Origin of the sequence: Alcaligenes sp. CHO6, assembly GCF_037120595.1 — a bacterium.
GTDB lineage: Bacteria > Pseudomonadota > Gammaproteobacteria > Burkholderiales > Burkholderiaceae_B > Alcaligenes > Alcaligenes ammonioxydans.
Genome location: NZ_JBANCI010000002.1, coordinates 599,639 through 623,854, shown reverse-complemented (window position 1 = coordinate 623,854; position 24,216 = coordinate 599,639). Strand labels below are relative to the sequence as shown.

At 57.1% G+C, this 24,216-nt stretch carries 20 protein-coding genes; 14 read left to right on the top strand and 6 right to left on the bottom strand.

The window, feature by feature from the left end; genetic code table 11:
- Positions 1 to 355 precede the first annotated feature (355 nt).
- Positions 356 to 1,261: a LysR family transcriptional regulator gene (locus V6936_RS10850; RefSeq protein WP_336579845.1), complete on the top strand. Its 906-nt coding sequence runs from the start codon at positions 356 to 358 to the stop codon at positions 1,259 to 1,261.
- Between the two features lie 42 nt (positions 1,262 to 1,303).
- On the opposite strand, the gene V6936_RS10845 is transcribed toward V6936_RS10850, so the two are convergent.
- The 3 genes from V6936_RS10845 to V6936_RS10835 all read right to left on the bottom strand — a co-directional run bounded on the left by V6936_RS10845 (position 1,304) and on the right by V6936_RS10835 (position 4,939).
- On the bottom strand, positions 1,304 to 2,200 hold the full coding sequence (locus V6936_RS10845; RefSeq protein ID WP_003803929.1) for a cation diffusion facilitator family transporter: 897 nt from the start codon (positions 2,198 to 2,200) through the stop codon (positions 1,304 to 1,306).
- Positions 2,201 to 2,395: 195 nt separating this feature from the next.
- Positions 2,396 to 4,465, bottom strand: a complete 2,070-nt coding sequence (metG, locus tag V6936_RS10840) for a methionine--tRNA ligase (protein ID WP_336579844.1) — start codon at positions 4,463 to 4,465, stop codon at positions 2,396 to 2,398.
- A 216-nt stretch (positions 4,466 to 4,681) separates the two neighbouring features.
- Positions 4,682 to 4,939, bottom strand: coding sequence for a hypothetical protein (locus V6936_RS10835; protein ID WP_003803926.1), 258 nt, complete (start codon positions 4,937 to 4,939; stop codon positions 4,682 to 4,684).
- A gap of 102 nt (positions 4,940 to 5,041) precedes the next feature.
- Between V6936_RS10835 and apbC the strand changes: the two genes are divergently transcribed.
- The 7 genes from apbC to gcvH all read left to right on the top strand — a co-directional run bounded on the left by apbC (position 5,042) and on the right by gcvH (position 16,632).
- Complete coding sequence (apbC, locus tag V6936_RS10830) at positions 5,042 to 6,127, top strand: iron-sulfur cluster carrier protein ApbC (protein WP_003803924.1); 1,086 nt, start codon at positions 5,042 to 5,044, stop codon at positions 6,125 to 6,127.
- Positions 6,128 to 6,133: 6 nt separating this feature from the next.
- Positions 6,134 to 7,912: an autotransporter assembly complex protein TamA gene (locus V6936_RS10825; protein WP_003803922.1), complete on the top strand. Its 1,779-nt coding sequence runs from the start codon at positions 6,134 to 6,136 to the stop codon at positions 7,910 to 7,912.
- Positions 7,912 to 11,961 (top strand): translocation/assembly module TamB domain-containing protein, encoded by a 4,050-nt coding sequence (locus V6936_RS10820; RefSeq protein WP_336579843.1) that lies wholly within the window; start codon positions 7,912 to 7,914, stop codon positions 11,959 to 11,961. The genes V6936_RS10825 and V6936_RS10820 overlap by 1 nt, the downstream gene beginning before the upstream one ends.
- A gap of 127 nt (positions 11,962 to 12,088) precedes the next feature.
- Positions 12,089 to 12,652, top strand: coding sequence for a dCTP deaminase (gene dcd, locus V6936_RS10815; RefSeq protein WP_003803918.1), 564 nt, complete (start codon positions 12,089 to 12,091; stop codon positions 12,650 to 12,652).
- A gap of 9 nt (positions 12,653 to 12,661) precedes the next feature.
- Entirely contained in the window at positions 12,662 to 14,935 is a 2,274-nt protein-coding gene (locus tag V6936_RS10810) for an arginine/lysine/ornithine decarboxylase (protein WP_003803916.1), read from the top strand.
- A gap of 6 nt (positions 14,936 to 14,941) precedes the next feature.
- The gene (locus V6936_RS10805) at positions 14,942 to 16,165 is read left to right on the top strand and encodes an aminoacetone oxidase family FAD-binding enzyme (RefSeq protein WP_081050091.1); all 1,224 of its coding nucleotides are present in this window, start codon (positions 14,942 to 14,944) and stop codon (positions 16,163 to 16,165) included.
- Positions 16,166 to 16,257: 92 nt separating this feature from the next.
- Entirely contained in the window at positions 16,258 to 16,632 is a 375-nt protein-coding gene (gcvH, locus tag V6936_RS10800) for a glycine cleavage system protein GcvH (RefSeq protein WP_039943780.1), read from the top strand.
- Between the two features lie 355 nt (positions 16,633 to 16,987).
- On the opposite strand, the gene V6936_RS10795 is transcribed toward gcvH, so the two are convergent.
- Genes V6936_RS10795 through V6936_RS10785 form a run of 3 tightly spaced genes read right to left on the bottom strand, consistent with a single transcriptional unit; the run spans position 16,988 to position 18,706 of the window.
- Positions 16,988 to 17,479 carry a dihydrofolate reductase gene (locus V6936_RS10795; protein WP_003803908.1) on the bottom strand — a complete coding sequence of 164 codons (492 nt, stop codon included), beginning with the start codon at positions 17,477 to 17,479 and terminating at the stop codon, positions 16,988 to 16,990.
- Complete coding sequence (locus V6936_RS10790) at positions 17,476 to 18,276, bottom strand: thymidylate synthase (RefSeq protein ID WP_003803907.1); 801 nt, start codon at positions 18,274 to 18,276, stop codon at positions 17,476 to 17,478. The genes V6936_RS10795 and V6936_RS10790 overlap by 4 nt, the downstream gene beginning before the upstream one ends.
- Positions 18,277 to 18,283: 7 nt before the next feature.
- Positions 18,284 to 18,706: an OsmC family protein gene (locus V6936_RS10785; protein ID WP_003803905.1), complete on the bottom strand. Its 423-nt coding sequence runs from the start codon at positions 18,704 to 18,706 to the stop codon at positions 18,284 to 18,286.
- A 539-nt stretch (positions 18,707 to 19,245) separates the two neighbouring features.
- Between V6936_RS10785 and V6936_RS10780 the strand changes: the two genes are divergently transcribed.
- From V6936_RS10780 to coq7, 6 genes are read left to right on the top strand one after another with little or no spacing between them, the layout of a single operon-like run.
- Entirely contained in the window at positions 19,246 to 20,901 is a 1,656-nt protein-coding gene (locus V6936_RS10780) for a cbb3-type cytochrome c oxidase subunit I (RefSeq protein ID WP_039943885.1), read from the top strand.
- A gap of 7 nt (positions 20,902 to 20,908) precedes the next feature.
- Positions 20,909 to 21,499 (top strand): cbb3-type cytochrome c oxidase subunit II, encoded by a 591-nt coding sequence (locus V6936_RS10775; RefSeq protein WP_003803902.1) that lies wholly within the window; start codon positions 20,909 to 20,911, stop codon positions 21,497 to 21,499.
- Positions 21,500 to 21,554: 55 nt separating this feature from the next.
- Positions 21,555 to 22,142, top strand: coding sequence for a c-type cytochrome (locus tag V6936_RS10770; RefSeq protein ID WP_336579842.1), 588 nt, complete (start codon positions 21,555 to 21,557; stop codon positions 22,140 to 22,142).
- A 21-nt stretch (positions 22,143 to 22,163) separates the two neighbouring features.
- A complete protein-coding gene (locus tag V6936_RS10765) occupies positions 22,164 to 22,799 on the top strand; it encodes an SCO family protein (RefSeq protein WP_003803897.1) in 636 nt (211 codons plus the stop codon).
- Positions 22,799 to 23,434 carry a hypothetical protein gene (locus tag V6936_RS10760; protein ID WP_003803896.1) on the top strand — a complete coding sequence of 212 codons (636 nt, stop codon included), beginning with the start codon at positions 22,799 to 22,801 and terminating at the stop codon, positions 23,432 to 23,434. The genes V6936_RS10765 and V6936_RS10760 overlap by 1 nt, the downstream gene beginning before the upstream one ends.
- A gap of 31 nt (positions 23,435 to 23,465) precedes the next feature.
- The gene (gene coq7 / locus V6936_RS10755) at positions 23,466 to 24,134 is read left to right on the top strand and encodes a 2-polyprenyl-3-methyl-6-methoxy-1,4-benzoquinone monooxygenase (protein ID WP_003803894.1); all 669 of its coding nucleotides are present in this window, start codon (positions 23,466 to 23,468) and stop codon (positions 24,132 to 24,134) included.
- Positions 24,135 to 24,216 lie beyond the last annotated feature (82 nt).

Genomic DNA, 24,216 nt, shown 5'->3' with positions numbered 1-24,216 from the left:
CCCTGCGGCGGCCCAAAGGCAGAGGCGGGATGTCGTTGTAATGCGCGGGACCAATACACATTAACGAGAGCTGGTGATATTTACAAATTAAATGTATAAATCTCTTGTATTTGTTTTTTGAATAGCTGGAAGCGTGGGCTCGGATTTGAAACCTGGCGCGCAGTGGGCCAGACAGGCGCCCTCAGGATCTGCATTCGTCTCCCACCATGCTCTGACGCGGCAGCGCGGTCAATTCACAGGCAGACTCCGTTTGCCACACCGCAAGATGCGTCTTAACGGCCGGTGTGGCAGCTTGAAAAAATCGTTCTGCCACGCCCCGGGCGCTCATCGAGAATAGAGAAAAGGGGGTGAACACATGGATCATCAACGATCCAGCAGTCCCAGTCTGAACCGGCCTTTGTATGACCTGGATCTGCTATTGGCCTTGTTGACGGTTGTTGACTGCGGCAGTTTTACAGCGGCAGCCAGTCGTTTGCACTCAACACAGTCCACGATCAGTCAGAAGGTGCGTCGTCTGGAGGAATTGGCAGGACTGCGTTTGCTGGACCGGGCCAGTCGTGGTGTCAGCACGACAGAGGCGGGGCAGACCTTGCTGGCTTACGCGCGTCAGATGCTGGCCTTGAACCATCAGCTCTCTGAAGCCTTGTCGGGTTCTTTGGTAACCATCTCCGTGCGTCTGGGTGTGCCGGAGGACTTCACCAATGGCCAGACCATGCGGGCGTTGGCTGGTTTCAACCGCCGGTTTCCACAAGTGCGCCTGGAGGTCAGCAGTGGTTTGAGCAGTGATTTGCTGGCGGCCTATGATCAGGGTGAGCTGGATCTGGTCTTGGTCAAGCAGCGGCATAATGCCCGCGAGGCGGTGGCTTGTCTGCCCGAGCAGACGGCGTGGGTCGACAGTGCCACTGATCCTGTCTTTCATTTGGACCCTATTCCTTTGGTCACCTTCCCGCGTCGCGGTGTTTACCGCGAAGAGATTATCAGTGCCGTGGAATCCTTGGGGCGGCGCTGGCGCATCAGCTTCACCAGTTCCAGCTTGAGCGGGATTCAGGGGGCTGTGGCCGATGGAATGGGCATTAGCCTGCTGCCGCGGCGTGCGGTACGTCAGGATCATATTGAATTGGGACAGGCTCAGGGACTACCGCGCATTGACGCTTTTGAGCTGGCGATATTGCATCGGCCTCACGCCAATGAGATGGTGACCGCCTTGTCCCGGGTGCTGGTCGAGATGCTGGCCCCCGAGAGCGCCCGCCGCGCGTCATAGCCGGGCGGGCCGCCTGGACCAGTGATCCAGGTAAGTGCAATCTTACTGTTTGGGGGTGACCGGATCAAAGTGCGTCATTACATCCAGTACCGGCTCTTCAGCCATGACGCGATCTCTTGCCGCCACAGCGATGGCATGGCCTTGGGCAATCGTTAAGGTGCCGTCCATTTCCAGATCGACTTCCACCCAGATCATGTCGCCCAGTTTGCGGGTGCGCAACTGGTGTATCCCTTCCACCCCGGGTGTCTCGCGTAACAGCTTGGCGATGCGCTCCTCGGTTTCCTGATCAACGGCTTTGTCGGTCAGGTCATGAAACGCGCCGATAGAAAATTTCCAGCCCATGCGCACAATCATCAAGCCCACGATACTGGCGGCCAAAGGGTCGCCCAAGGGCAAGCCTGCCAGGTTGGCCAGGACGCCGAGGCTGACAACCAAAGAGGAGGCCGCATCGGAGCGGGCGTGCCAGGCATTGGCAACCAGCAAGGTTGAGCGCAGACGTTTTGCCACGCGCAGCATGTAGCGAAACAGGAGCTCCTTGCTACACAGAGCGGTAAAGGCAACGAGTAGGGCAACGGGATGGACGGCCTCGATGCTGCTGGGGTCCCGCAATGAAGAGATGGCATTCCAGAGCATGCCGGCGCCTACGGCCAGCAACAAACCGCCAATCGCCAAGGTGGCAGCGGTCTCGTAACGCAAATGTCCGTAGGGGTGGTCGGCATCGGGGCCGCGACGGCTATGGTGATTGGCAATCAGCACCACAAAGTCCGAGAACAGGTCTGACAGGGAGTGGATGGCGTCGGCAATCAGGGCCTGGGAATGGGCGAAGATACCCACCACAATTTGCAGCAGGCTCAAGCTGATATTGACCAGAACACTGACCCAGGTTGAACGCTGGGCACCATGGTGCCGATCCAGATCAGAGGGGGTGAGATTTTCCATGCCAGAAGGTCCTTGCAGCCAGAGCGTCAGGCTGTGTATCAATACAGCGCTTTCAAGGTAGAGAGTGTATCGGCTTTCCTGCAGGCAGGGGCGCCCCAAGAGCTTGAACCGCTTGTTTTGAACAGATTCTTTGGTTTATAGATACAAAAAAGCCTCGCTTTGGGACGAGGCTTTTTTGCGTATCAGGAATGCGTCTTAATTGATGCGCATACCGGGCTGAGCGCCGGGGAATGGCTCCAGAATATAAATACCTTGATCGACGGCCTCATCCGCGTGGCTGGCTGCTAGAACCATACCTTCGGATACGCCAAACCGCATCTTGCGAGGAGCCAGGTTAGCCACCAGCACCGTCAGCTTGCCGATCAGATCTTCGGGCTGGTAGGCCGATTTGATGCCCGAGAACACTTGGCGCAAACGACCTTCGCCCGCGTCCAGGCTCAGACGCAGCAGTTTGTCCGAACCGTCTACGGCCTCACAGCTGACGATTTTGGCAATGCGCAGGTCCACCTTGATGAAGTCCTTGATGTCGATGGTGTCGGCAATGGCTTCACCACCGGGCAGCACGACAGGGGCGGGTGGGGGAGCCAGCAGCTCATCGACCATGGCGCTGTCGACGCGTTGCATCAGGTGTTTGAAGGGAGCGATGTGATCGGGCAGGGCGGCCACGTCATCCCATACAAAACTGCGGTCCAGGCCGAACAGTTCACGCGCCACGCGATCGGTCAGGGTAGGCAAAATGGCGGTCAGCATGACGGACAAGCCCTTGAAGCCAGCCAGGGTGCGCGAGCAAATGTCTTGCAGCGCATCTTTCTGGGCTTGTTCGGCAGTCGCAATGCCTTTAGCCATGACCCAGGGCTGCGCCGTATCAAAAGCCTGGTTGATGAGGTCGGCCTGAGCCATGATCTGGCGTACGGCACGGCCGTACTCACGGCTTTCCAGATCGGCGCGGACTTTCTCGGCAACGTCCTTGAGCTGGTCTTGCAGCTCGGAGGTGTCACCCTGGTAAGCCAGCTTGCCATCAAAATGCTTGCTGATGAAGTTGGCGGCACGGCTGGCGATGTTGACGTATTTGCCAATCAGGTCGCTATTGACGCGGGCGATGAAGTCGTCAGGGTTGAAGTCCATGTCTTCAACGTGCGAGTTCAGCTTGGCGGCCATGTAATAGCGCATCCACTCGGCATCCATGCCCAGTTCCAGGTAGCGCAGGGGCGAAATGCCCGTGCCACGGCTCTTGGACATTTTTTCGCCGCTAACCGTGATGAAACCGTGCACGTTCAGTGCGTCAGGCACTTTACGGCCGGAGAACTTCAGCATGGCAGGCCAGAACAGGGCGTGGAAGTACACGATGTCCTTGCCGATGAAGTGGACTTGCTCCGTGTTGCCTTCCGGGTCCAGCAAGGCATCAAAGTCCAGACCTGCCTTGGCACAGTAGGCTTTCAGGGAAGCCAGGTAGCCAACAGGCGCGTCCAGCCAGACGTAGAAATATTTGCCGGGTGCATCCGGAATCGGGATGCCGTAATAGGGTTCGTCGCGGGAGATGTCCCAGTCGTTCAGGGAGGCCTCAGCACCTTCACCGGTACCCAGCCATTCGCGGGTCTTGCCTAATACTTCCGATTGCAGGCGTGGCTTGCCCTGGGCGTTCTTGCCCGTGGTCCACTCTTGCAGGAAGGCCACGCAGCGCGGGTCGGACAGGCGAAAGAAGAAGTGTTCCGAGCTCTTTAGCACCGGACGCGCATTGGTCAGGGTGGAGTAAGGCTCGATCAGTTCGGTAGGGGCGTAGACCGCGCTACAGACTTCACAACTGTCGCCGTACTGGTCCTTGGCGTGACACTTGGGGCATTCGCCCTTGATGTAACGATCGGGCAGGAACATGCCTTTGACTGGGTCATAGAACTGTTCGATGGTGCGTGTATCGATGAAACCGGCGCTTTTGAGCGTACGGTAGATATCCTGGGCCAGCTCGACGTTGTCTGGCGAGTCGGTACGGTGCCAGTGGTCAAACTTGATGTGAAAACCGTTCAAATAGCTGGGGCGTTCCGCCGCAATCTTGTCAACCAGTTGCGCTGGGGTGATGCCCGCACTTTCTGCTTTAAGCATGATGGGAGCGCCATGAGCGTCATCCGCACATACAAAATGTACCGTATGTCCCGACATTCGCATGGACCGAACCCAGATGTCGGCCTGGATATATTCCATGATGTGGCCGATGTGAAACGAGCCGTTGGCGTACGGCAGGGCAGTCGTAACAAATATCGTTCGTGACATGACTTAACACAATAAAAGAGAAAGGGAACAAGGATTCTACGGTCTATTGCCCACTTGTGCTGCGCAAGACAGAGAAACGTACACGGGTCAAGCCCGATCAGGCAGTGTGAATCACACAAATGCACACACCCTGAGCCTTTGCGGACTCAGGGTGTTCGAAAGCCTACCTGTTCAGTGTTGCTGTTCGTCCAATGCAGGATAAACAGTCAAGAACTGTTAAGGGATCTCGCGCATCTCTATGTCGGTCACATCACGCGAACGGGGTGAGGACGACTGTCTGCTGGCAGTAGCGGGGCGGCGGCGCTGATCCCAATAGGCTTTGACACCGAAAGGACGGCCACTAATACGCGCCACAATGTATAAAATGCCGATCGCAATAGCAGTGGAAACCATGAAGATAAACGCCATGATTGCACCGAAAATTGTCAGCAAGACAAAGAGGGCTGTGCGGATAATCTGGTTAAATGTGTTCATAGGGTTAGTATGACATCATAAGTGTAAAAAAATTCCCCTTGAACCGCTAATTTTCTGGTTTAAAGGTATGGTGATGTTTCTTTATATCAAGGTTTTGGATAAATGACAGTGAGTTCTGAGCGCGTGTTGCAAGCCCTGGCGAGTGTGACCGATCCCAACACGTTAAAGAAGTTATCGGTCGATGCGGGTCGATGCGAACTGAGCATTGACCAGAATCAGGTTGAACTGACCTTGCATCTGCCCTACACGGCTTATGACATACAGGGTCAACTGCGTGAACGCATTGAGCAGGCCTTGGCAGGCGTGGGTGCCACCCTGTCCAAGTTGCACCTGAATCCGCGCATTGGCGTGCATGCCGTGCAGGAGGGCCTGCGCCCCATGCCCAATATCCGCAACATTATTGCGGTGTCATCGGGCAAGGGCGGCGTGGGTAAAAGCACCACCTCGGTGAACTTGGCCTTGGCCCTGCATATGCAAGGTGCCCGGGTCGGACTGCTCGATGCGGATATTTATGGCCCCAGCGTGCCCACGATGCTCGGTTTGCACGAGCGTCCCCGTAGCGCAGACGGCAAGATGATGGAGCCGCTGATCGGCCATGGTCTGCAGGCGAACTCCATCGGCTTTCTGCTGGACGAAGACGCTCCTGCAATCTGGCGGGGCCCGATGGCCACTCAAGCCTTGACCCAATTGCTGACACAGACGCGCTGGGACAACCTGGATTACCTGATTATCGACATGCCTCCCGGGACCGGTGACATTGCCCTGACCCTGTCTCAGAAAGTACCGTTGACTGGTGCGGTCATTGTCACCACGCCTCAGGATCTGGCGCTGGTGGATGCCAAACGAGGCTTGAAGATGTTCCAGAAGGTCAATGTGCCTGTGCTGGGCATTGTGGAGAACATGTCGGTTCATATCTGCTCGAACTGTGGTCACGCTGACCCGGTATTCGGTCAGCATGGTGGCCGCGATATGGCCAGCCAGTACAACGTGCCCTGGCTGGGTGCCTTGCCCTTGGCAATGAGTATTCGTGCGCAGACCGACTCCGGAACACCTACCGTCATTGCCAATGCGGACAGCCCCGAGGCCCGCCTGTATCACGAGATTGCCAATCGCGTGTCGGCCAACGTGTCTCAGTTGCCACCTGATACGTCGGGGCAGCGCCCCAAGGTTGTTCCCCGTCCTCTTTGAGCACGTATGCGCAAATCCGGCTTTTGCCTGCTGTTCTCAATGGTCCTGAGCCCTGGTGCCTGGGCGCAATCGTCTGTCCCTGAGGTCATTATTGATCCAGGGGGCGTGCCGCCCCAGGCACTCAAGGAAATCCAGCGTGCAGTCGGTGCGATCACACGGCTGGCTGAGGACCAGGATCTTGGGGAGGTCACGCGCTTGCGTCGCCGGGCGCATGACGCGACTGTTTCTGCTTTGCAGACGCAGGGCTACTTTGATTCCGTGGTCACCCTGGAAGTGGGGGAGGACGCGGGCGGAGAATACTGGGACATCATTATCCGTCCCGGGGAGCTCACGCGGGTGCGTGATGTCAATCTGGATTTCAAAGGCAAGATTCAGGAGCCGGAGTATGAGGTGCGCCTTGAAGGCATCAAGGCCAGCTTCCCCCTGAAAAAAAACGATCCGTTTCTCAATTCGGTCTGGTCGTCGGCCAAGGCTGATTTGCTTGAAAGCGTGCAGCGCCAGGATTTTTATTACGCGCGTTATGTGGACACGCGGGCCACTGTCTACGCCGATGAAAGCGTGGCCGATCTGTCCTTGAAGGTGGACAGTGGGCCGCGGGTTCGCATGGGGCCGCTGGAGATGACGGGGCTAAAACGGGTACCGCAGTCCCTGGTGGATCGGTATGTGCGTTACACCCCCGGCGACCCCTACGATCAGGACAAGCTCGATGAGTGGCAGCAGTCCCTGGCTTCCACCACGTTTTTCCGGGGGGCTTTTGTCACCTTGAATCAGGATGCCAGCAAGAAAAAAGAGCTGCCTGATGGGGACGTGGAATTGCCTGTTCAGGTGCGGGTCACGGAGGCGCCTTCCAAGCAGTTTACGGGCTCTTTGGGGGTGGACAGTGACCACGGTTTGCGAGTTGAAGGCCTGTATCGGAAAAATATTGTGTTTGGCCTGCCTGTTTGGACAGAGGCGGGCATTGGCGTGGATAAAAAGCGTCAGCGTGCTTTTTATGACGTCCATCTGCCGCCGACGCTGCGCGGCTATAAAAACAGTTTTGGGCTTTTGTACGACCGCTCTGACATTGAGGGTCTGGATACGCAGCGCGCCGCCGTGGGCTGGAAACTGCGGCAGGAGCGCAAGGCAGCAGGTAATAGTCGGGTCGAGTACGAGACCGAGTGGGGCTTGCTGGGGGCCTGGGATAAAACCCAGATCATCGGTTTGCCGACCCGTGAAACACCGTCTGCGATTGCAACCTGGCAGTGGCTGCGTCGTGACGTGGACAAGAAATACGATCCACGAGACGGTAATCTGATCGACTTTGGCCTGGGAGCCGGTATCACGCTGGATCGAGGCGAGCGCTTCTACCGCAGCAACTTGCGCTTGCAGCAATGGTGGCCCATCGGAGATCGGGATGTCTTGTCCATACGGGGCGAAGTCGGCAAAGTGTGGGGCATGACGGATCGGACGCCGCCGGATTTCGGTTATCGCACCGGGGGCGCACGCAGTATCCGGGGCTACAAATATCAAAGTATTGGTCTGCAACGCGGCGAGGCTGTGATTGGTGCGCCTGCCATGGCAGTTGCCAGTGTGGAATATACGCACTTTTTCACCAGCATGTATGGCATGCGGGCGTTTGTGGACGTGGGCGATGCCGCTCCCAGCTTTGGTGATATGAATTTAGCCTGGGGTTACGGTCTGGGGGCTGTGGTTCGTACTCCAGCCGGGCCCTTCAATCTTGATCTGGCCTATGGTCAGCGAGACAGGCGTGTCCGTTTGAGCTTTTCTTTGGGAATCGCATTTTAATGGCCTGGGTTCGGCGCTGGTTCCGGTATTTCGCCTTATGGGGCATCCCTTTCATTGTGGTTGCCCTGCTGTTGGTGTGCGGCTTTTTGTACTGGGTATTGGCCAGTCAGGTGGGGACACGCTGGGCGCTGCGCACGGCTTTGCCTTATGTACAAGGCAGCGCGCAAGGTGTGCGCGGAACCATCTGGGATGGGCTGAGCATCGATCATTTGGTGTTGGGCTTGCCCGATACTCATATCGATATCGAGCGTTTGCGCCTGGAGGCTAACTGGGACGAATTGTGGGACCGCCGCTTGCATGTGGTGGAGTTAAGTGCCCATAAAGTAGATGTGGCCTTGAGCACGTCGGATGCGCCCAAGTCTGATGAACCGTTCAAAATGCCGCAGCTGCCGGTCAGTATTGCGGTAGACAAGCTGGCACTTGGCCAGTTTTTGTTGTCCCAGGATGGCACCCCCTTGCCCGTGGCCCTAGCGGACTTGTCCTCGGCGCTGGCGCTGGAGTCGGACCGTGCGCAGCTACGCCTATACGATTTGATGGTGGCCAACGAGTCCATTCGTGCCGGCTTTCAAGGCGAGGTGGAGCTGGCGGGCTTGGAGGCGCCCTACCCGGCACGAGCTGATATACAAATTATTGCGCGTGGTTTAACTGCAGAGTCGCCCATTTGTGCCAAGCAGTATCTGCCCGCTTATGCGCAGCCTCACAAAACCAGCGCACCCGCGACAAAATCAGCCCCCGCTGATTCGTCCCGCAACGTGACTGGCTCTGCCAGCGCAGCGCCCGCTACCGCGCAAACCTCAGTCAAGGCGACGGAAATGTCCGCCAGCCCGTCTGTTGACTCAAAGGGAGCGTCAGCGGCTCAGGGTGCAGCCGCTCCCGAGCAGCACCATGATGCTCAGGGCGCTGCGGGGCTGATCCGTTCTGCACCGTCAAACGGTACAGGCGTGGTGCTTGACGAGCGTATCAAGGAGCCGGTTGCTGTTCCTGAGCCCGAGCCCTTGCCTGATTGTGTGGTGAATGCTCAGATCAAGCTGGATGGCTCTTTGGAGCAAGCGACCTTGTCCCTCACGGGGCAGGGTCAGGGCTACAGCCTGGATGTTCAGGCAGATTTGAGCCCCTTGGCTTCCGTGCCGGTCAGGCAGGCTCAGCTGGCGGTGAAGTTACCGGATGAATCCACGCTGGACGCGGACTTTACCTGGGACGCCACGCAGGACAGCGGGCACGTTCAGGACCATTTCAAAGGCCAGTTCCGCAGCGATAAGCTGGATTTACACGCCTTGTTGGGCGATGTTCTGCCCGATGCATTGATCAATACGCAAGGCCAGTTCGATGTGGTGCTGGCCGATAAAGAACAATTGCTCCGGGCAGATGTAGACATCCAGCTTTTGCAGGGTAGCCGTTGGAACAGGCAACCCGCTCTGGGACAGATCAAGGCCAAGGCGTCCGCGCCGGCTCAACCAGGTCAGCCCGACTGGTGGCGTTTGCTGAATGTCTCCGAGGTGCTTACGGATATGAAAGTGGGAGACAACCAGGTCCAGCTAAAAGGGGGGTTCGGCATGTCGGGTAAAGCCGAACTGGATTTGCTGGCCCGTATCCCACGCGCCGAGCAATTATGGCCTGGACTGGAGTTGGGCAAGGCGTCGGTACAAGGCCAATTGCGCGGGGACATCGCCCGTCATGTTTTGCAGTTAACTGCCCAGTACGATCTAGGCGGCAAGGCGAAAGGGCAGTTGGGTCAAGGTCTGGCCGAGGCGGATCTGGCCTTGGAAGGCGGCTGGCACTTTGCGGAACAGGGCCAGGCGGCATACTGGGACGGAAAAGTCAGTCGGCTGGTAGCCGATCATGCCGGTGTGGCACTGCGTTTGCAGTCCGCTCTTCCTGTACGCTTTACCGATGCGTTGCGGGCGCCCAAGACTCCCGCTCTGGAAACACAGGTTCGTTCTGGGGATCAAGACAGGACAGGCACCACCGCTCAGCAGGCGGCTGGGTTGGCGAAGAGTGAGACGGCGTTGTCAACGTCGGATGAGGCGGCAGCACAGGCTGTCGCACAGCGAGAAGCCGGGTCACCAGCGCAAGCCAAACCCGGCCAGACGGATAAGGCGGGCACCCGCTCAGACAACGCCGGCAGGACATCGCAGGCTTCCGAGCCATTGGCTCCCTGGTCGGTTCGGGTTGGAGCTGCTACGGTGAGTACGTCTGTTGACGGAGAGTCGTGGATCAATCTACGGCACCAGGAATCCAGCTACCAGCCCGGCCAATGGGCCAGCCGCGGCGAGGTCCTGGACTTGGTGTTGTCCGAACCCCGTATTGCCCGTTTGCTGCGCAAGGTGGGCATAGAGGAAAACACAGACAAAGACCAAGGGGGTGTCAGGATTGTCAAGCACAAGAAAACCCAGCCCCCGGAGATTGATCTTCAGGCGCGTTGGGATCTGAAGTTTGCCGGCGCTTTGTCGGGGCAGTTGCGTGTAGACCGTGTGGCCGGTGATGTGCAGGTCTTTGCTGATCCGCCCACCTCCCTGGGTCTGCAAGACCTGAGCGTTGTCGTCAACGCTAAGCCCGTCTCGGCCACCAGCAGTCGCCTGGATGCTCAACTGGACCTGCGTACCAAGGAAATGGGCTATTTGACCGCCAAGGCGCAGACGCAGATTCATGGGCTGGTCTTGAGTGAAAACGATCGTAAAACCGTCAGCATTCAGGCCAATATTGATGATTTGAGCTGGACACGCCTGTTCCTGGGCGATGCCATGGAGTTGGGCGGGCGTTTGAATGCGGACGTCAATATTGATGTGGGCGCCAAATGGGCCTGGACCAGCCGGGGCACAGTAACGGGGCGCGAGCTGCGCTTTACCCGACTCGATGACGGTATTCGCCTGATTGACGGTGAGCTGGATGCCCGTTTTGATGGCGATGTCTTCAGGCTGGAGTCCTTGACCTTTCCCGCTCGTTTACGCGTGGAGCCCCAGGAGTGGCGTACGGCGACCTGGTTGAAAGAAAGCCCGGATGCCAAGGATGGCAAGCTGACTGTTGCGGGCCAGTGGAACCTGAGCACCCAGCAGGGAGCGTTTGATGTTGATATTTTCCGCTTCCCCATTTTGCAGCGTTCCGATCGTTACGCCATGATTTCCGGCAATATCAATCTGGACATGGAACTGCCCCGCATTGCCATTACTGGCAAGGTGGTGGCGGATGCTGGCTGGTTCAATCTGGACATGTTGGGCGGCATTCCCACCGTAGACAGCGATGTGGTGATTGTGCGGGCCGGTGATGAGCCTGCCGCTGAGCCATCTGCCGCCACGACGGACATGAGCCTGCAAATTGATGTCGATCTGGGACCCCGTTTTTACCTGACTGGTTATGGCGTGAACTCGGGTCTGGTGGGCAGTCTGAGAATCACCATGATGGACGGCAAACTGACGGGTATCGGGGCCTTGCGCACTCGGGGTGGGCGGATCGAACTGTATGGGCAGAAACTGTTGCTCAGACGCGGTACGGTGACGTTTCAGGGCGATATCACCTCTCCGATCCTGGACATTGAAGCCTTGCGTACCGGCCAGGCTGTAGAGGCAGGTGTTAAGGTAGTGGGGACGGCCCGCAAACCCCGAATCGACTTGGTGTCCTATCCAGAAGTCAGCGAGGTTGAAAAACTGTCCTGGTTGCTGCTGGGCCATGGCCCGGATGACTCCGGTGGTGATATGGCATTGCTGCTCAGTGTAGGCACTTCCTTTCTGGGAGATGGCGAGCCTTTCTACCGCAAGTTCGGTATTGATGAGGTGTCCATGCGCTCGGGCGATCTGGGCAGTGCCGGCAGCATCTTGCCGGTGGAAAGTGTGGTCAAATCCCTGAACAGCGGCACCAGCAACGAAGAGCGCAAGTTCATTGCCATTACCAAGGCATTGACGGCTGATTTTTCGATCAGCCTGGAGCAGGCCATGGCCGATACCGGCACCGTGGGTCGGGCCAGTTACCGCCTGGCACGGGGCCTGACCGCTGAAGTCAGTATCGGCACCGTCAATGGTCTGGCCCTGATTTACCGCTGGTTCTCGAAGGATTGAGGCGGACTTGTCTGGCGCAAAGCGGACAGGCAATTGTGGTGCAAAGACAAATTTGCATCGCAGTTGCCTTGTGCAAGTCTCTAAACGATAAAATAACCGGTTACTGATTTAAGGCGGCTAATTTCTTATGAGTATCAAAAGCGACCGTTGGATTCGGCGGGCTGCTGCCCAAGGCATGATCGAGCCTTTCGAGCCAGGCCAGGTGCGCAGTGTGGACGGTCAGCGCATCGTCAGCTACGGCACTAGCAGCTATGGTTACGATGTGCGCTGTGCCAACGAATTCAAGATTTTTACCAACATCAACTCGACCATCGTCGACCCCAAGGCGTTTGATGAAAAGTCCTTTGTGGATTTTGTCGGTGATGTGTGCATTATCCCGCCCAACTCCTTCGCTCTGGCCCGCACGGTTGAATACTTTCGTATTCCCCGCAGTGTGCTGACGATGTGTCTGGGCAAAAGCACCTATGCCCGTTGCGGCATCATTGTGAACGTGACCCCGCTGGAACCCGAATGGGAAGGCCATGTCACGCTGGAGTTTTCCAACACCACTCCGCTGCCCGCCAAGATTTACGCGGGGGAAGGGTGTGCCCAGATGCTGTTCTTTGAAAGCGATGAAGTGTGCGAAGTCTCGTACCGCGACCGTGGCGGTAAATATCAAGGTCAGCTGGGCGTCACCTTGCCCCGTACCTAGGAGTTCTGGATGAAGTTTCGTTTTCCTATCGTCATCATCGACGAAGACTACCGTTCCGAAAATACGTCGGGTCTGGGTATTCGAGCCCTGGCTGCGGCGATAGAGGCCGAAGGCGTGGAGGTTCTCGGGGTCACCAGCTATGGTGACCTTAGTTCTTTTGCGCAACAGCAAAGCCGCGCGAGCGCCTTCATTTTGTCGATTGATGATGAGGAATTCGATGTGGATTCCCCAGAAGATGTCGCCAATGCGATCAAGAACCTGCGCTCCTTTATTGGCGAGCTGCGGTTTCGCAACGAGGACATCCCCATCTATCTGTATGGCGAGACGCGAACTTCGCAGCATATCCCCAACGATATTTTGCGCGAATTGCACGGCTTTATTCACATGTTCGAGGACACGCCCGAGTTCGTGGCGCGTCACATTATCCGTGAAGCACGTTCCTACCTGGAAAGTCTGGCGCCGCCGTTTTTTCGCGAACTGGTCAAATATGCATCGGACGGTTCCTATTCCTGGCACTGCCCGGGGCACTCGGGTGGCGTGGCCTTTCTGAAAAGCCCGGTTGGGCAAATGTTTCACCAGTTCTTTGGTGAAAACATGCTGCGCGCGGACGTCTGTAATGCGGTGGACGAGCTGGGGCAGTTGCTGGACCATACCGGTCCGGTCGCGGATGCCGAGCGCAATGCCGCGCGCATTTTCCATGCTGATCACTGCTTTTTCGTCACGAACGGCACGTCCACGTCCAACAAGATCGTCTGGCATGCCAACGTCGCCAACAATGATGTGGTGGTGGTCGATCGCAACTGCCATAAGTCGATTCTGCACGCCATCACCATGACGGGCGCCATCCCGGTGTTCTTGCGCCCTACGCGCAATCACCTGGGCATTATTGGCCCCATCCCGCAAGAGGAGTTCTTGCCGGAAAACATTGCACGCAAGATCGAGGCGAACCCTTTTGCCAGCAAGGCCAAGAATAAGAAACCCCGTATTTTGACGCTGACGCAAAGTACCTATGACGGGGTGATCTACAACGTGGAAATGATCAAGGAAACACTGGATTCCAAGATCCCTACGCTGCACTTTGATGAGGCCTGGTTGCCGCATGCGGCCTTCCATGACTTCTATCACGACATGCATGCGATTGGGGCGGACCGTCCACGTACCAAAGACACCATGATTTACGCCACGCATTCCACGCACAAAATGCTGGCCGGCTTGTCGCAGGCGTCCCAGATTACGGTACAGGATGCGGAAAACCGACCGCTGGACCGTAACGTGTTCAATGAAGCCTATCTGATGCACACCAGCACCAGCCCGCAGTACGCCATTATTGCGTCCTGCGATGTGGCGGCAGCCATGATGGAGCCACCGGGTGGCACTGCTCTGGTTGAGGAAAGCATTTGCGAGGCCATGGACTTTCGCCGTGCCATGCGCAAGGTGTCCAAGGAGTACGGCGAGAACGACTGGTGGTTCAAGGTATGGGGCCCTGACACGCTGCCCGAGGAAGGCATAGGCGAGCGCGAGGACTGGATTTTGCGCTCCGATGCGGAATGGCATGGCTTTGGCAAGTTGTCCACCAACTTCAATATGCTGGACCCGGTCAAGGCGACAGTCGTCACACCCGGTCTGGATATTTCTGGCACCTTTGCCGAGCAGGGCATCCCGGCCGCTCTGGTGTCCAAATACCTGGCCGAGCATGGCGTGGTGGTGGAAAAAACCGGCCTGTATTCCTTTTTTATCCTGTTCACCATTGGCATCACCAAAGGTCGCTGGAATACCTTGCTGACCGCCTTGCAACAGTTCAAGGACGACTACGATCGCAACCAGCCCATGTGGCGCATCTTGCCGGATTTTTGCAAGGCTCAGCCCACCTATGAACGCATGGGCTTGCGTGACCTGTGTCAGCAGATTCACCAGGCTTACCGCAAGTACGATCTGGCCCGCCTGACTACCGAGGTTTACCTGAGCGATATGATTCCTGCTCTGAAACCGTCGGATGCGTATGCCAAGATGGCGCATGGCGATATCGAGCGCGTGGGCATTGATGAGCTCGAGGGCCGGGTGACCGGTGTGTTGCTGACCCCTTATCCTCCCGGTATTCCCTTGCTGATACCTGGCGAACGCTTTAACTCCCGCATTGTGGAGTACCTGCAGTTTGCGCGCGAGTTCAATGCGCGTTTTCCCGGCTTTGAAACCTATGTGCATGGACTGGCGCAGGATATTGGCCCCGATGGACTGCCGCGCTACTACGTAGATTGCGTGCTTGAGTCTGAACCCAACGAGTAAATTTGCGTGATCCCTTTTTTTGATGTGGCCGTCATAGGCGCAGGTGCAGCCGGCATGATGGCTGCCAGTATCGCAGGCCAGCGCGGCCTGCGAGTGGTATTGATTGATCACGCTGAAAAGCTGGCCGAGAAAATCCGTATTTCCGGTGGAGGACGTTGCAACTTCACCAATACGGGCACGTCGCCCGAGAATTTCCTGTCCAAAAACCCGCACTTTTGCCGTTCGGCGCTGGCCGGTTATACCCCGCAGGATTTCTTGCAACTGGTGCGCGACTATCGCATTGGCTTTCATGAGAAGCACAAAGGTCAGCTGTTTTGTGATGACTCCAGCGAGTCCATTATCCAGATGCTGCGTCAGGAATGTCTGAAAGGGCAGGTGTCCTGGCGCATGCCTTGTTCCGTTCAGTCCATCGGTCGTACTGAGCAAGGCTTTGTGTTGCGCACCAGTCAGGGTGAGCTCAATGCCCAGCAAGTCGTTATTGCGACAGGGGGCATGGCCATTCCGCAGTTGGGTTCTACGGACTATGCCCTGCGTGTGGCGCGTCACTTCGGTCTGAAAGTAATTGAGCCCCATCCCGCACTGGTGCCCCTGACTTTCGACGGTCGTGACTGGAAGCCATTTTCTGCCCTGAGTGGCGTGGCGTTGGAAGTGGAAGTCAGTACCGGGCAGGGTAAGCAGCGCCAGGCTTTTCTGGAAGACCTGTTGTTTACGCATCGCGGCTTGTCAGGGCCGGGTATTTTGCAGATTTCCAGCTACTGGCAGCCAGGTGAGAGCATTTGTGTGGATCTGGCACCGGGCCAGGACATTGCCCAGCAGTTGCTGGACTTGAAGGCGGGGAATCGCCAGCAGTTGGTGACGGTGTTGTCGACATTGTGGCCGCGTCGTTTGGTGGAGCAGTGGCTCGATACCTCGGAGCTGTTGCCCAAGGGCGTAGGCCAACAACGTCTGGCCGATTTGCCGGATCGCGTCTTGCGTTCCGTGGGGCAAGTGATTAATGCCTGGGCGTTGAAGCCCAGTGGCACTGCAGGCTATAAAAAGGCGGAAGTGATGAGCGGCGGCGTGGATACCCGTGAGCTCAATCAGAAAAGCATGGAAGCACGCAAGGTTCCTGGCCTGTTCTTTATTGGCGAAGCGGTGGATGTTACCGGTTGGCTGGGCGGGTACAACTTTCAATGGGCTTGGGCTTCGGCAGCGGCTTGTGCGCGGGCACTGAAGGCGCAGGCGGCTTAATGTTAAGCAAGCGGGTGAAGACGGCAGGGCCCCGATTGGGTGGCCGTTTTTGAAATCAACACAGGTGTTGGCTGGTTAGTCAGGGAGGCAATATGCAACTGCCAGTAGATAGAAAGTACGTAGCAAGTCATGAGTGGGCCAAGGAGGAAGGCGGAGTTGTGCTGGTAGGCATTACTGACTTTGCGCAGGACCAGTTGGGTGATTTGGTTTTTGTCGGGGACTTCACTCCTGGGACCCGGCTGGCCGCCGGTCAGACGGCAGGGGTGGTGGAATCGGTGAAAGCTGCTTCCGATATTTATGCGCCGGTTTCGGGTGAGTTGGTGGAGTTCAACCAAGCCTTGTCGGATGCGCCGCACCTGTTGAATGAAGCCCCGTTCGATACCTGGATTTTCAAGCTCAAGGCTGATAATCCGGCGGATCTGGACGGTTTGCTGGATGGTCCGGCTTACGCGGCGGTCGCGGAGTAAGGCCAGACGTAGAGCCCGTACGAATGCAGTTTGGCCTTGCCTGATGCAGGCGGACTGATCGGAAAAAAGCCTGAATCCGTTTGACGGGTTCAGGCTTTTTATTTGGCTTCGGGCGTCAGCAGGGTGGTGTGCAGAGGTCCCGGTGCTTGCTTGAAGCCCGTGCCTGACGCCTGTCCCGACAACTGAAACGATGCGAAGCCCGAGCCAGGGTTTTTGGGCTTTGGTGACTGTCAGCTCGATAGAGCGGTGGTGGTCAAAGGCTTGCAAGGCATGAAAAACAACGCCTTGACCTCATTGCCAGGAAGTCATGCGCCGCATAGTGACTAAGCGCCCCGCTCGTTGCTCTACGGCTTTCTTAGCGGCGACGATAGGTGACATAGTCGTAAGTAAAGCCATTTTCCTCAGGCTGGGGAAGGCGTTCAATTTCTTCCCACTCACCTTCCGGCAGTATCGGGAAGAAGGTGTCGCCGTCCACCTCTGCCTTGATTTCAGTGGCAATCAGCTCCTGAGCGATGGGCAGGGCCAGACGGAAAAGCTGTTCGCCGCCAATCACGCAAACGGTGTCATAACCGGGGCAGGCCGCCAGAGCATCGTCCAGATTGCTGAAAACCTGCGCGCCCTGGGCCTGATAGTCCGCATTGCGGCTGATCACCAGATTCGGGCGACCCGGCAAGGGCCGGCCCAGCGACTCCCAGGTCTTGCGGCCCATGATGATGGGCAAACCCATGGTCACACGCTTGAAGTGCTGCAGGTCGGACGGCAGACGCCAGGGCAGGTCCTGATCTTTGCCAATGCAACGGTTGGCCGCATACGCGACAACCAGACGGATAAGTGGGAGGGTGCTCATACGGCAACGGGCGCCTTGATATGGGGGTGAGGATCGTAATCGGTGATCTCGAAGTCTTCGTACTCGTACTCAAACAGGCTGGCCGGCTTGCGCTTGATGGTCAGCTTGGGGTAGGGGCGCGGGTCGCGTGAGAGCTGCAGTTCAGCCTGCTCGAAGTGGTTCGAGTACAGGTGGCAGTCGCCTCCGGTCCAGATGAAATCGCCGACCTCCAGATCACATTGCTGGGCCACCATGTGGGTCAGCAAGGCGTAGCTGGCAATGTTGAATGGCACACCCAGGAAAATATCCGCGCTGCGCTGGTAGAGCTGGCAGGAGAGCTTGCCGTTGGCAACGTAGAACTGGAACAGGGCATGGCAAGGGGGCAGGGCCATCTGATTGACATCGGCCACATTCCAGGCAGAAACGATCAGGCGGCGCGAGTCGGGATTGTTGCGAATCTGCTCTACCACCTGGCTGATCTGGTCAATATGACGCCCATCGGGAGTGGGCCAGGAGCGCCATTGCACGCCGTAGACGGGGCCCAGATTGCCGTTCTCGTCAGCCCACTCGTCCCAGATAGAGACGCCACGCTCTTGCAGCCACCGCACGTTGGAGTCGCCGCGCAAAAACCATAGCAACTCGATAAAGATGCTGCGGGTGTGCAGCTTCTTGGTGGTGATCAGTGGAAAGCCCTGCGACAGATCGAAGCGCATTTGGTGGCCAAATACCGAGTTCGTACCGGTGCCGGTGCGATCCCCTTTGGGAGTGCCTTGGGTGTAGACCAGGCGCAGCAGGTCTTCGTAGGGATAAAGGGACATGGCGAACTCAGGCTTGCTCAATAGCGACGGAATAAGTGATCTCGGCGGTCTTGCCCAACATGGCCGAGGCTGAACAGTACTTGTCATGCGACAGCTGCACGGCACGCTCGACGGCGGCTTGAGGCAGGTCCTTGCCGGTCACCACAAAAGTGAAATGAATCTTGGTAAAGACTTTGGGATCGGTGTCGGCGCGTTCAGCCGTCAGTTTGACCTGACAGCCGGTAATGGCATGACGACCTCGCTTGAGAATCAGCACCACGTCGTACGCTGCGCAGCCGCCTGCGCCGGTCAGCAACATTTCCATGGGTCGGGGAGCCAGATTATTGCCGCCTCCTTCGGGAGCGCCGTCCATGGCCGTCACATGACCGCTGCCCGTACGGGCAACAAACAGCATGCCGTCCTTGCCGCCCCAGTCGATTGTGCATTCCATATGAATTCCTTTGTTGTCAGTGCGAGCCAAGACTCGTCAGTAGATTGTCAGGGGTGATTGTACTTTTTGACGCGCTCGCGTGCAGCGTCCGCATCTGACCTGTGGGGCGATGGCTACTGCCACTGAACGGCATGCCGGTGCTTGTCGTCCTGTTCCAGGCCCATATAAGAAAAACCGTATGGACAAATCGGGGCAGAACCACGCTCTTTGTAAGATTTAGACTGGTTTTGTTTATTGTCCTAGGATAAACTTCGGAGCGGTACACGGCATTTTGAAACAGATATGTCACACGGGTTTACCCTCGCCTATAATGACAGTCGCCCGTATACCAAAAAATGTCGTGCTCGTATTTGTCCTGTCTCAATAAACCTTGCTTTCAATGGGGGCTTTATTCAGACGTCACAGACGGGTGTTTTAACATGACGGCTCTCGCGACCTAGGCAGTCGCAGATTTTTTGCGTCCATGCTCTTTCGATCTGCGACGCGTCAAGTGCCGCCGAGCTGCTTGGCAGCTTCACATTAACCAGGCCTGGATCATTGTGAATACCGTTTCAATACTGCTACTAGCTTTCATATTGTCCGTTACCGGACTTTTTGTCTTCATCTGGTCGTTACGTCGTAACTTCTTTGACCACAGTCCCGCCGCCTCGCGAGAAATTTTCTCCAAAGGCGAGATCGGGCAGGTAGATGACCCTTCCGCCACCCCTGAACAACGTCAGGCACTTCAAGATGAAATGGGCCACAAGACCATTTCTGCTGAGGATCGTCAGGCGCTGAGCGTTGAACTGGCAGAACGTGTGGAAGCCGACCGCTCCACCGCGTCGGTCACCTTCATTTTGCTGGCCTGTTCGGTGTTCTGGCTGATTGTGGCCTCGACCGCGGGTCTGATCAGCTCGATCAAGCTGCATGAGCCCGAGTTCTTGACGCAACACGCCTGGATGACGTTCGGCCGTATGCGCACCCTGCACCTGAATGCGGTCGCTTATGGTTGGGCCCCGATGGCCGCCTTTGGCGTTGCCATGTGGATGCTGCCCCGTCTGCTCAAGACCCCCCTGATTGGTGCCCGATACGCCATCACCGGCGGTGTCTTGTGGAACCTGGGTCTGGTCGGTGGGCTGACCTGTATTGCGATGGGTATTACTGACGGCATGGAATGGCTGGAAATGCCCTGGCAGGTTGATATCCTGATGGTTATTGGCGGCGCGCTGGCAGCCATGCCTTTGATCTTCACTTTGCAAAACCGTCGTGCCCACCATCTGTATGTGTCGGTGTGGTACATGGGCGCGGCGCTGTTCTGGTTCCCCATCCTGTTCCTGGTCGGCAACCTGCCAGCCGTACACGTGGGTGTTGAGCAGGCAACCATGAACTGGTGGTTTGGTCACAACGTGCTGGGTCTGTTCTACACTCCGATGGCCCTGGCGTCGGTGTACTACTTCCTGCCCAAGATCATCGGTCAGCCCATCAGCTCCTACAACCTGTCTCTGGTGGGTTTCTGGGGTCTGGCGTTTTTCTACGGTCAGGTCGGTGGTCACCACCTGGTTGGCGGCCCTGTGCCGCAGTGGATGGTGACGCTGTCGATTGTGCAAAGCATGATGATGATCATTCCCGTGCTGGCTTTCTCGATTAACCAGCACTACACCATGAAAGGTCACTTCCGCACCCTGATTCACTCGCCCACCCTGCGCTTTATCGTGCTGGGCGGCATGATGTACACCGTCAGCTCCATTCAAGGTTCCTTTGAGGCGCTGCGCAGCATCAACACAATCACCCACTTCACGCACTTTACGGTGGCCCACGCCCATATCGGCTTGTACGGCTTCTTTACGATCGTGATGTTCGGCGCCATTTACTACGTGATGCCGCGCGTGATGTCCTGGGAATGGCCTTACCCTAAACTGATCTCCCTGCACTTCTGGCTGGTGGTGATCGGTTTTGCCATCTACGCAATCGGCCTGAGCATTGGCGGCTGGCTGCAAGGTCTGGCGATGCTGGACCCTGCCAAAGCCTTCATGGAATCGGTCTTTGTCACGATGCCTTATCTGAAGTCGCGCTCGATTGGTGGTGGTTTGATGACTTTGGGTCACCTTGTGTTTGCCTTCCACTTTGTGGCAATGGCTTTGCGCTATGGCAGCCGTCGTATTGGTCCAGCCCTGTTTCACCAGCGCTCGGCAACTCGCAATGTAGTGGAGGCATGATTTAGTCATGGAAAGCGAATACAAACTATTGGGCGGCGCCATGGTGACGCTGGCCCTGGCCACATCGGCTCTGGTCGTTGTTCCTTACCTGCAGGTTGAGAAGGTGGAGCCCTCTCCGGGGCTCAAGCCCTACACCGAGGTGGAACTGCGCGGCCGTCAGCAGTACATCGACATGGGCTGTGTGTACTGTCACTCGCAGCAGCCACGCAGCCAGAACCAGGCTCCTGACTTTCAGCGCGGCTGGGGTCGTGCCTCGGTGGCCGGTGACTACTACTACGACACGCCGCACCTGCTCGGTACCATGCGTACCGGTCCCGATTTGCTCAATATCGGCGCCCGTCAGCCTAGCGTGGACTGGCACCTGGGGCACTTGTACCAGCCTCGCGCTTATACCCCTGGCAGCAATATGCCGTCCTATCCTTTCATGTTCGAGCTCAAGGACAAGGCTGACGAGGGCGATAAAGTTGTGAATCTGCCTGGCGATTTTGCCCCTGAAGGCAAGGTGGTGGTAGCCAAGCAAGAAGCCCTGGACCTGGTTCAATACCTGTTGGCGCTGGATCGTACGTATCCCGTATCGCCCGCCAGCGTTATCAAATAAGCAGGCATTGTTGAGCTAGTGCGCCCCGCAAGGCGGGGCGCCTCGGAGAATTAGAATGAGCGACAATCGTAAATATGACGCGCAGTTGCGCGAAAATGCGGATCCGGAAGAAAACGCGGCGCCTATCCCCTGGGTCGTCCTGGTGATTATTGCCGGTCTGTTCCTGTGGGGCATCTACTACATTTTCAGCAGCGATCTGAGTCACGACGCCACAGTGGGCGACAACCGTATCGTTGCCGATTTCGAGCTGCCAGAAGGCGCCGTGGATGGTCAGCAATTGTTTGTGGCCCAATGTGCGGCCTGTCACCAGGCAACCGGTGCTGGTGTGCCGGGCGTATTCCCGCCCCTGATTGGTTCGGAGTGGGTGCTGCGCAAGCCAGAAGTTTTGGTCCAGATCATGCTGCACGGTATTGTTGGCGAACTTACGGTCAAGGGTAATAAGTACAATGGTGCGATGCCCGAGTTCCGCGAGAAGTTCAATGACGAGGAATTGACGGCAGTGGTCAATTACCTGCGTACTGAATTAGGTGGCAACAGTGCTGATCCTGTGGATGTGGCCTTTGTCAAAGCCGAACGTGAAAAAACTGCTGATAAAACTGATCCCTGGAATGGGGATGCCGACCTGGCTCCCATGGAAGAGTAGGACTGAAATGATGGGCCAGAGATGAGACTGTTTCTAAGTATTCTCCTGGTTGTTGCCCTGGGTATCGGGGCTCTGGCCCACCTGACACAAGGCTTTACTGCCTTGACCGCCGAGACAGCCCGTCGCAATGACGTGGCTGCCTCCCCGCGCTTGATATCCGATGTAGAGGTACTGCTTCCGACCGGGGGTAGTACGCCGCTAAGTTCCTTGTTGCAAAACGATGGTCGCATCACCATCGTCAACTTCATCTACACCCGTTGCGTCACGCTTTGTCTGGCGATGGGCTCGGAGTATCAGCAGCTGCAAAAAGCAATTCTGGACGAAGGCCTGCAGGACCGTGTGCGCCTGTTGAGTATCAGCTTCGATCCTACCGATTCGCCCGATCATTTGCGCCGTTACAGCAAAACCATGAAAGCCGATCCGGCTGTCTGGCAGTTCGTGACCATGATGCCAGGGGAACAGCGCCAGCGTGTACTGGATGATTTTGGCATCATCGTGATTCCCGCTCCCTTCGACGAGTACGAGCATAATGCGGCCTACCACGTCGTCAGCCCCGAGCCGCGCCTGGGGCGAATCGTGGACTATGGCGAACCCATGCTGGCCCTGGCCTATGCGAAACGGGCCTTAGAGGACCTGGACAAGAAGGAGGACCGGTAATGTCGTTGAAACGTGTTGTTGCGCCCTCCACGATACGTCCCTATTTGGGCAGCGCACTGGCGTTGCTGGCCGCCGTGCTGTTTGCTGCTGCTGCATACTGGGACCGCCCCCTGACTGCCTCCATGAGCCTGCATATGCTGGTTCATATCCCGCTACTGGTCCTGTCCGGTGTCGCCTTGCAGTCGGCCTTGCGTTACCAGGGTGTGGGCCGCTCGGCCTTTGTGCAGTCCTTGCTGCGTCCCTACTACGCCCTGAATGAATACGGTTTGCCCGGTTTGATCCTGGTCAGCTTTGCTGCGGCTTACTGGATGGTCCCCAAAGCGCTGGACGATGTTCTGGTGTCGCCTCTCATGGCAACGGCCAAGTATATTGGCCTGGTGCTGATGGGCATGGTGTTCATGGAATCCTGGCGTCGCGCCCATCTGGTGTTTCGCTTGTTCTTTTTTGGTAACTTCAGCTGGATGATGGCGATTGTAGGTTTGTTGTATTACGACAATCCGGTTCGCCTGTGTAATTTCTATCTGCAGTCCGATCAGGAAATTGCCGGCATAGGTCTGGTCATCATGGCATGTGTCTTGCCTTTGCTGTGGCTCTTGTCCGAAAGCAAGGCTGTGATCGCCTTTTTGCGGCAATAATACCCCTCTATTTTGTTTTGCAGGTGTCCCTATGAGCCATACTGTTTCCAACAGCGATACCCGCTTGTACCGGCGCAATAACTTTTTTGATCAGATTCTCGGCGAGACCAATCGGGCTCTGGAAGTCCTTGGGCGTTCGGCCCGAGCATCACGTCCCAATCCGGCAGGCAAGGAAGTGTCCGAGATCAGCGTCGACGAGGCTCGTCATGCCGCTGGACTGATGCGAGTGAACCATGTGGGCGAAATTTGCGCTCAAGCCTTGTATCGCAGTCAGGCCATGTTGTGCAAAGATCCCCAGGCAACGGAGGTGCTGCTGCAAGCCGCGCAGGAAGAGGTAGATCATCTGGCCTGGTGCGATGACCGTCTGCGTGAACTGGAGAGCCGCCCCAGCGTGTTCAACCCCTTGTGGTATGCCGGCTCTTTTGCCTTGGGCTTGCTCGCCAGCCGTGCGGGTGTGCCGTATAACCTGGGTTTCATGGCCGAAACCGAACGTCAGGTGGAAGAGCATCTGGAAAGTCACCTGGAGTCTTTGCCCGTTAATGATCATCGTTCCCGCCGCATCGTAGAGAAAATGCGGGATGACGAGATCGAACATCGGCGTACGGCAGAAAATCACGGGGCAGTGGGTTTGCCACCTCCGGTGAAGACCCTGATGCGCATGATGTCTAAAGTGATGACGACCACGGCGTATCGTTTGTAATGCTTGTGCCGGGAGCGTGGCAAAAGCAGATCTTCAGTCTGATTCTCTGGCGGTAGAGGCGGGCCCATGACGGGCCCGCTTT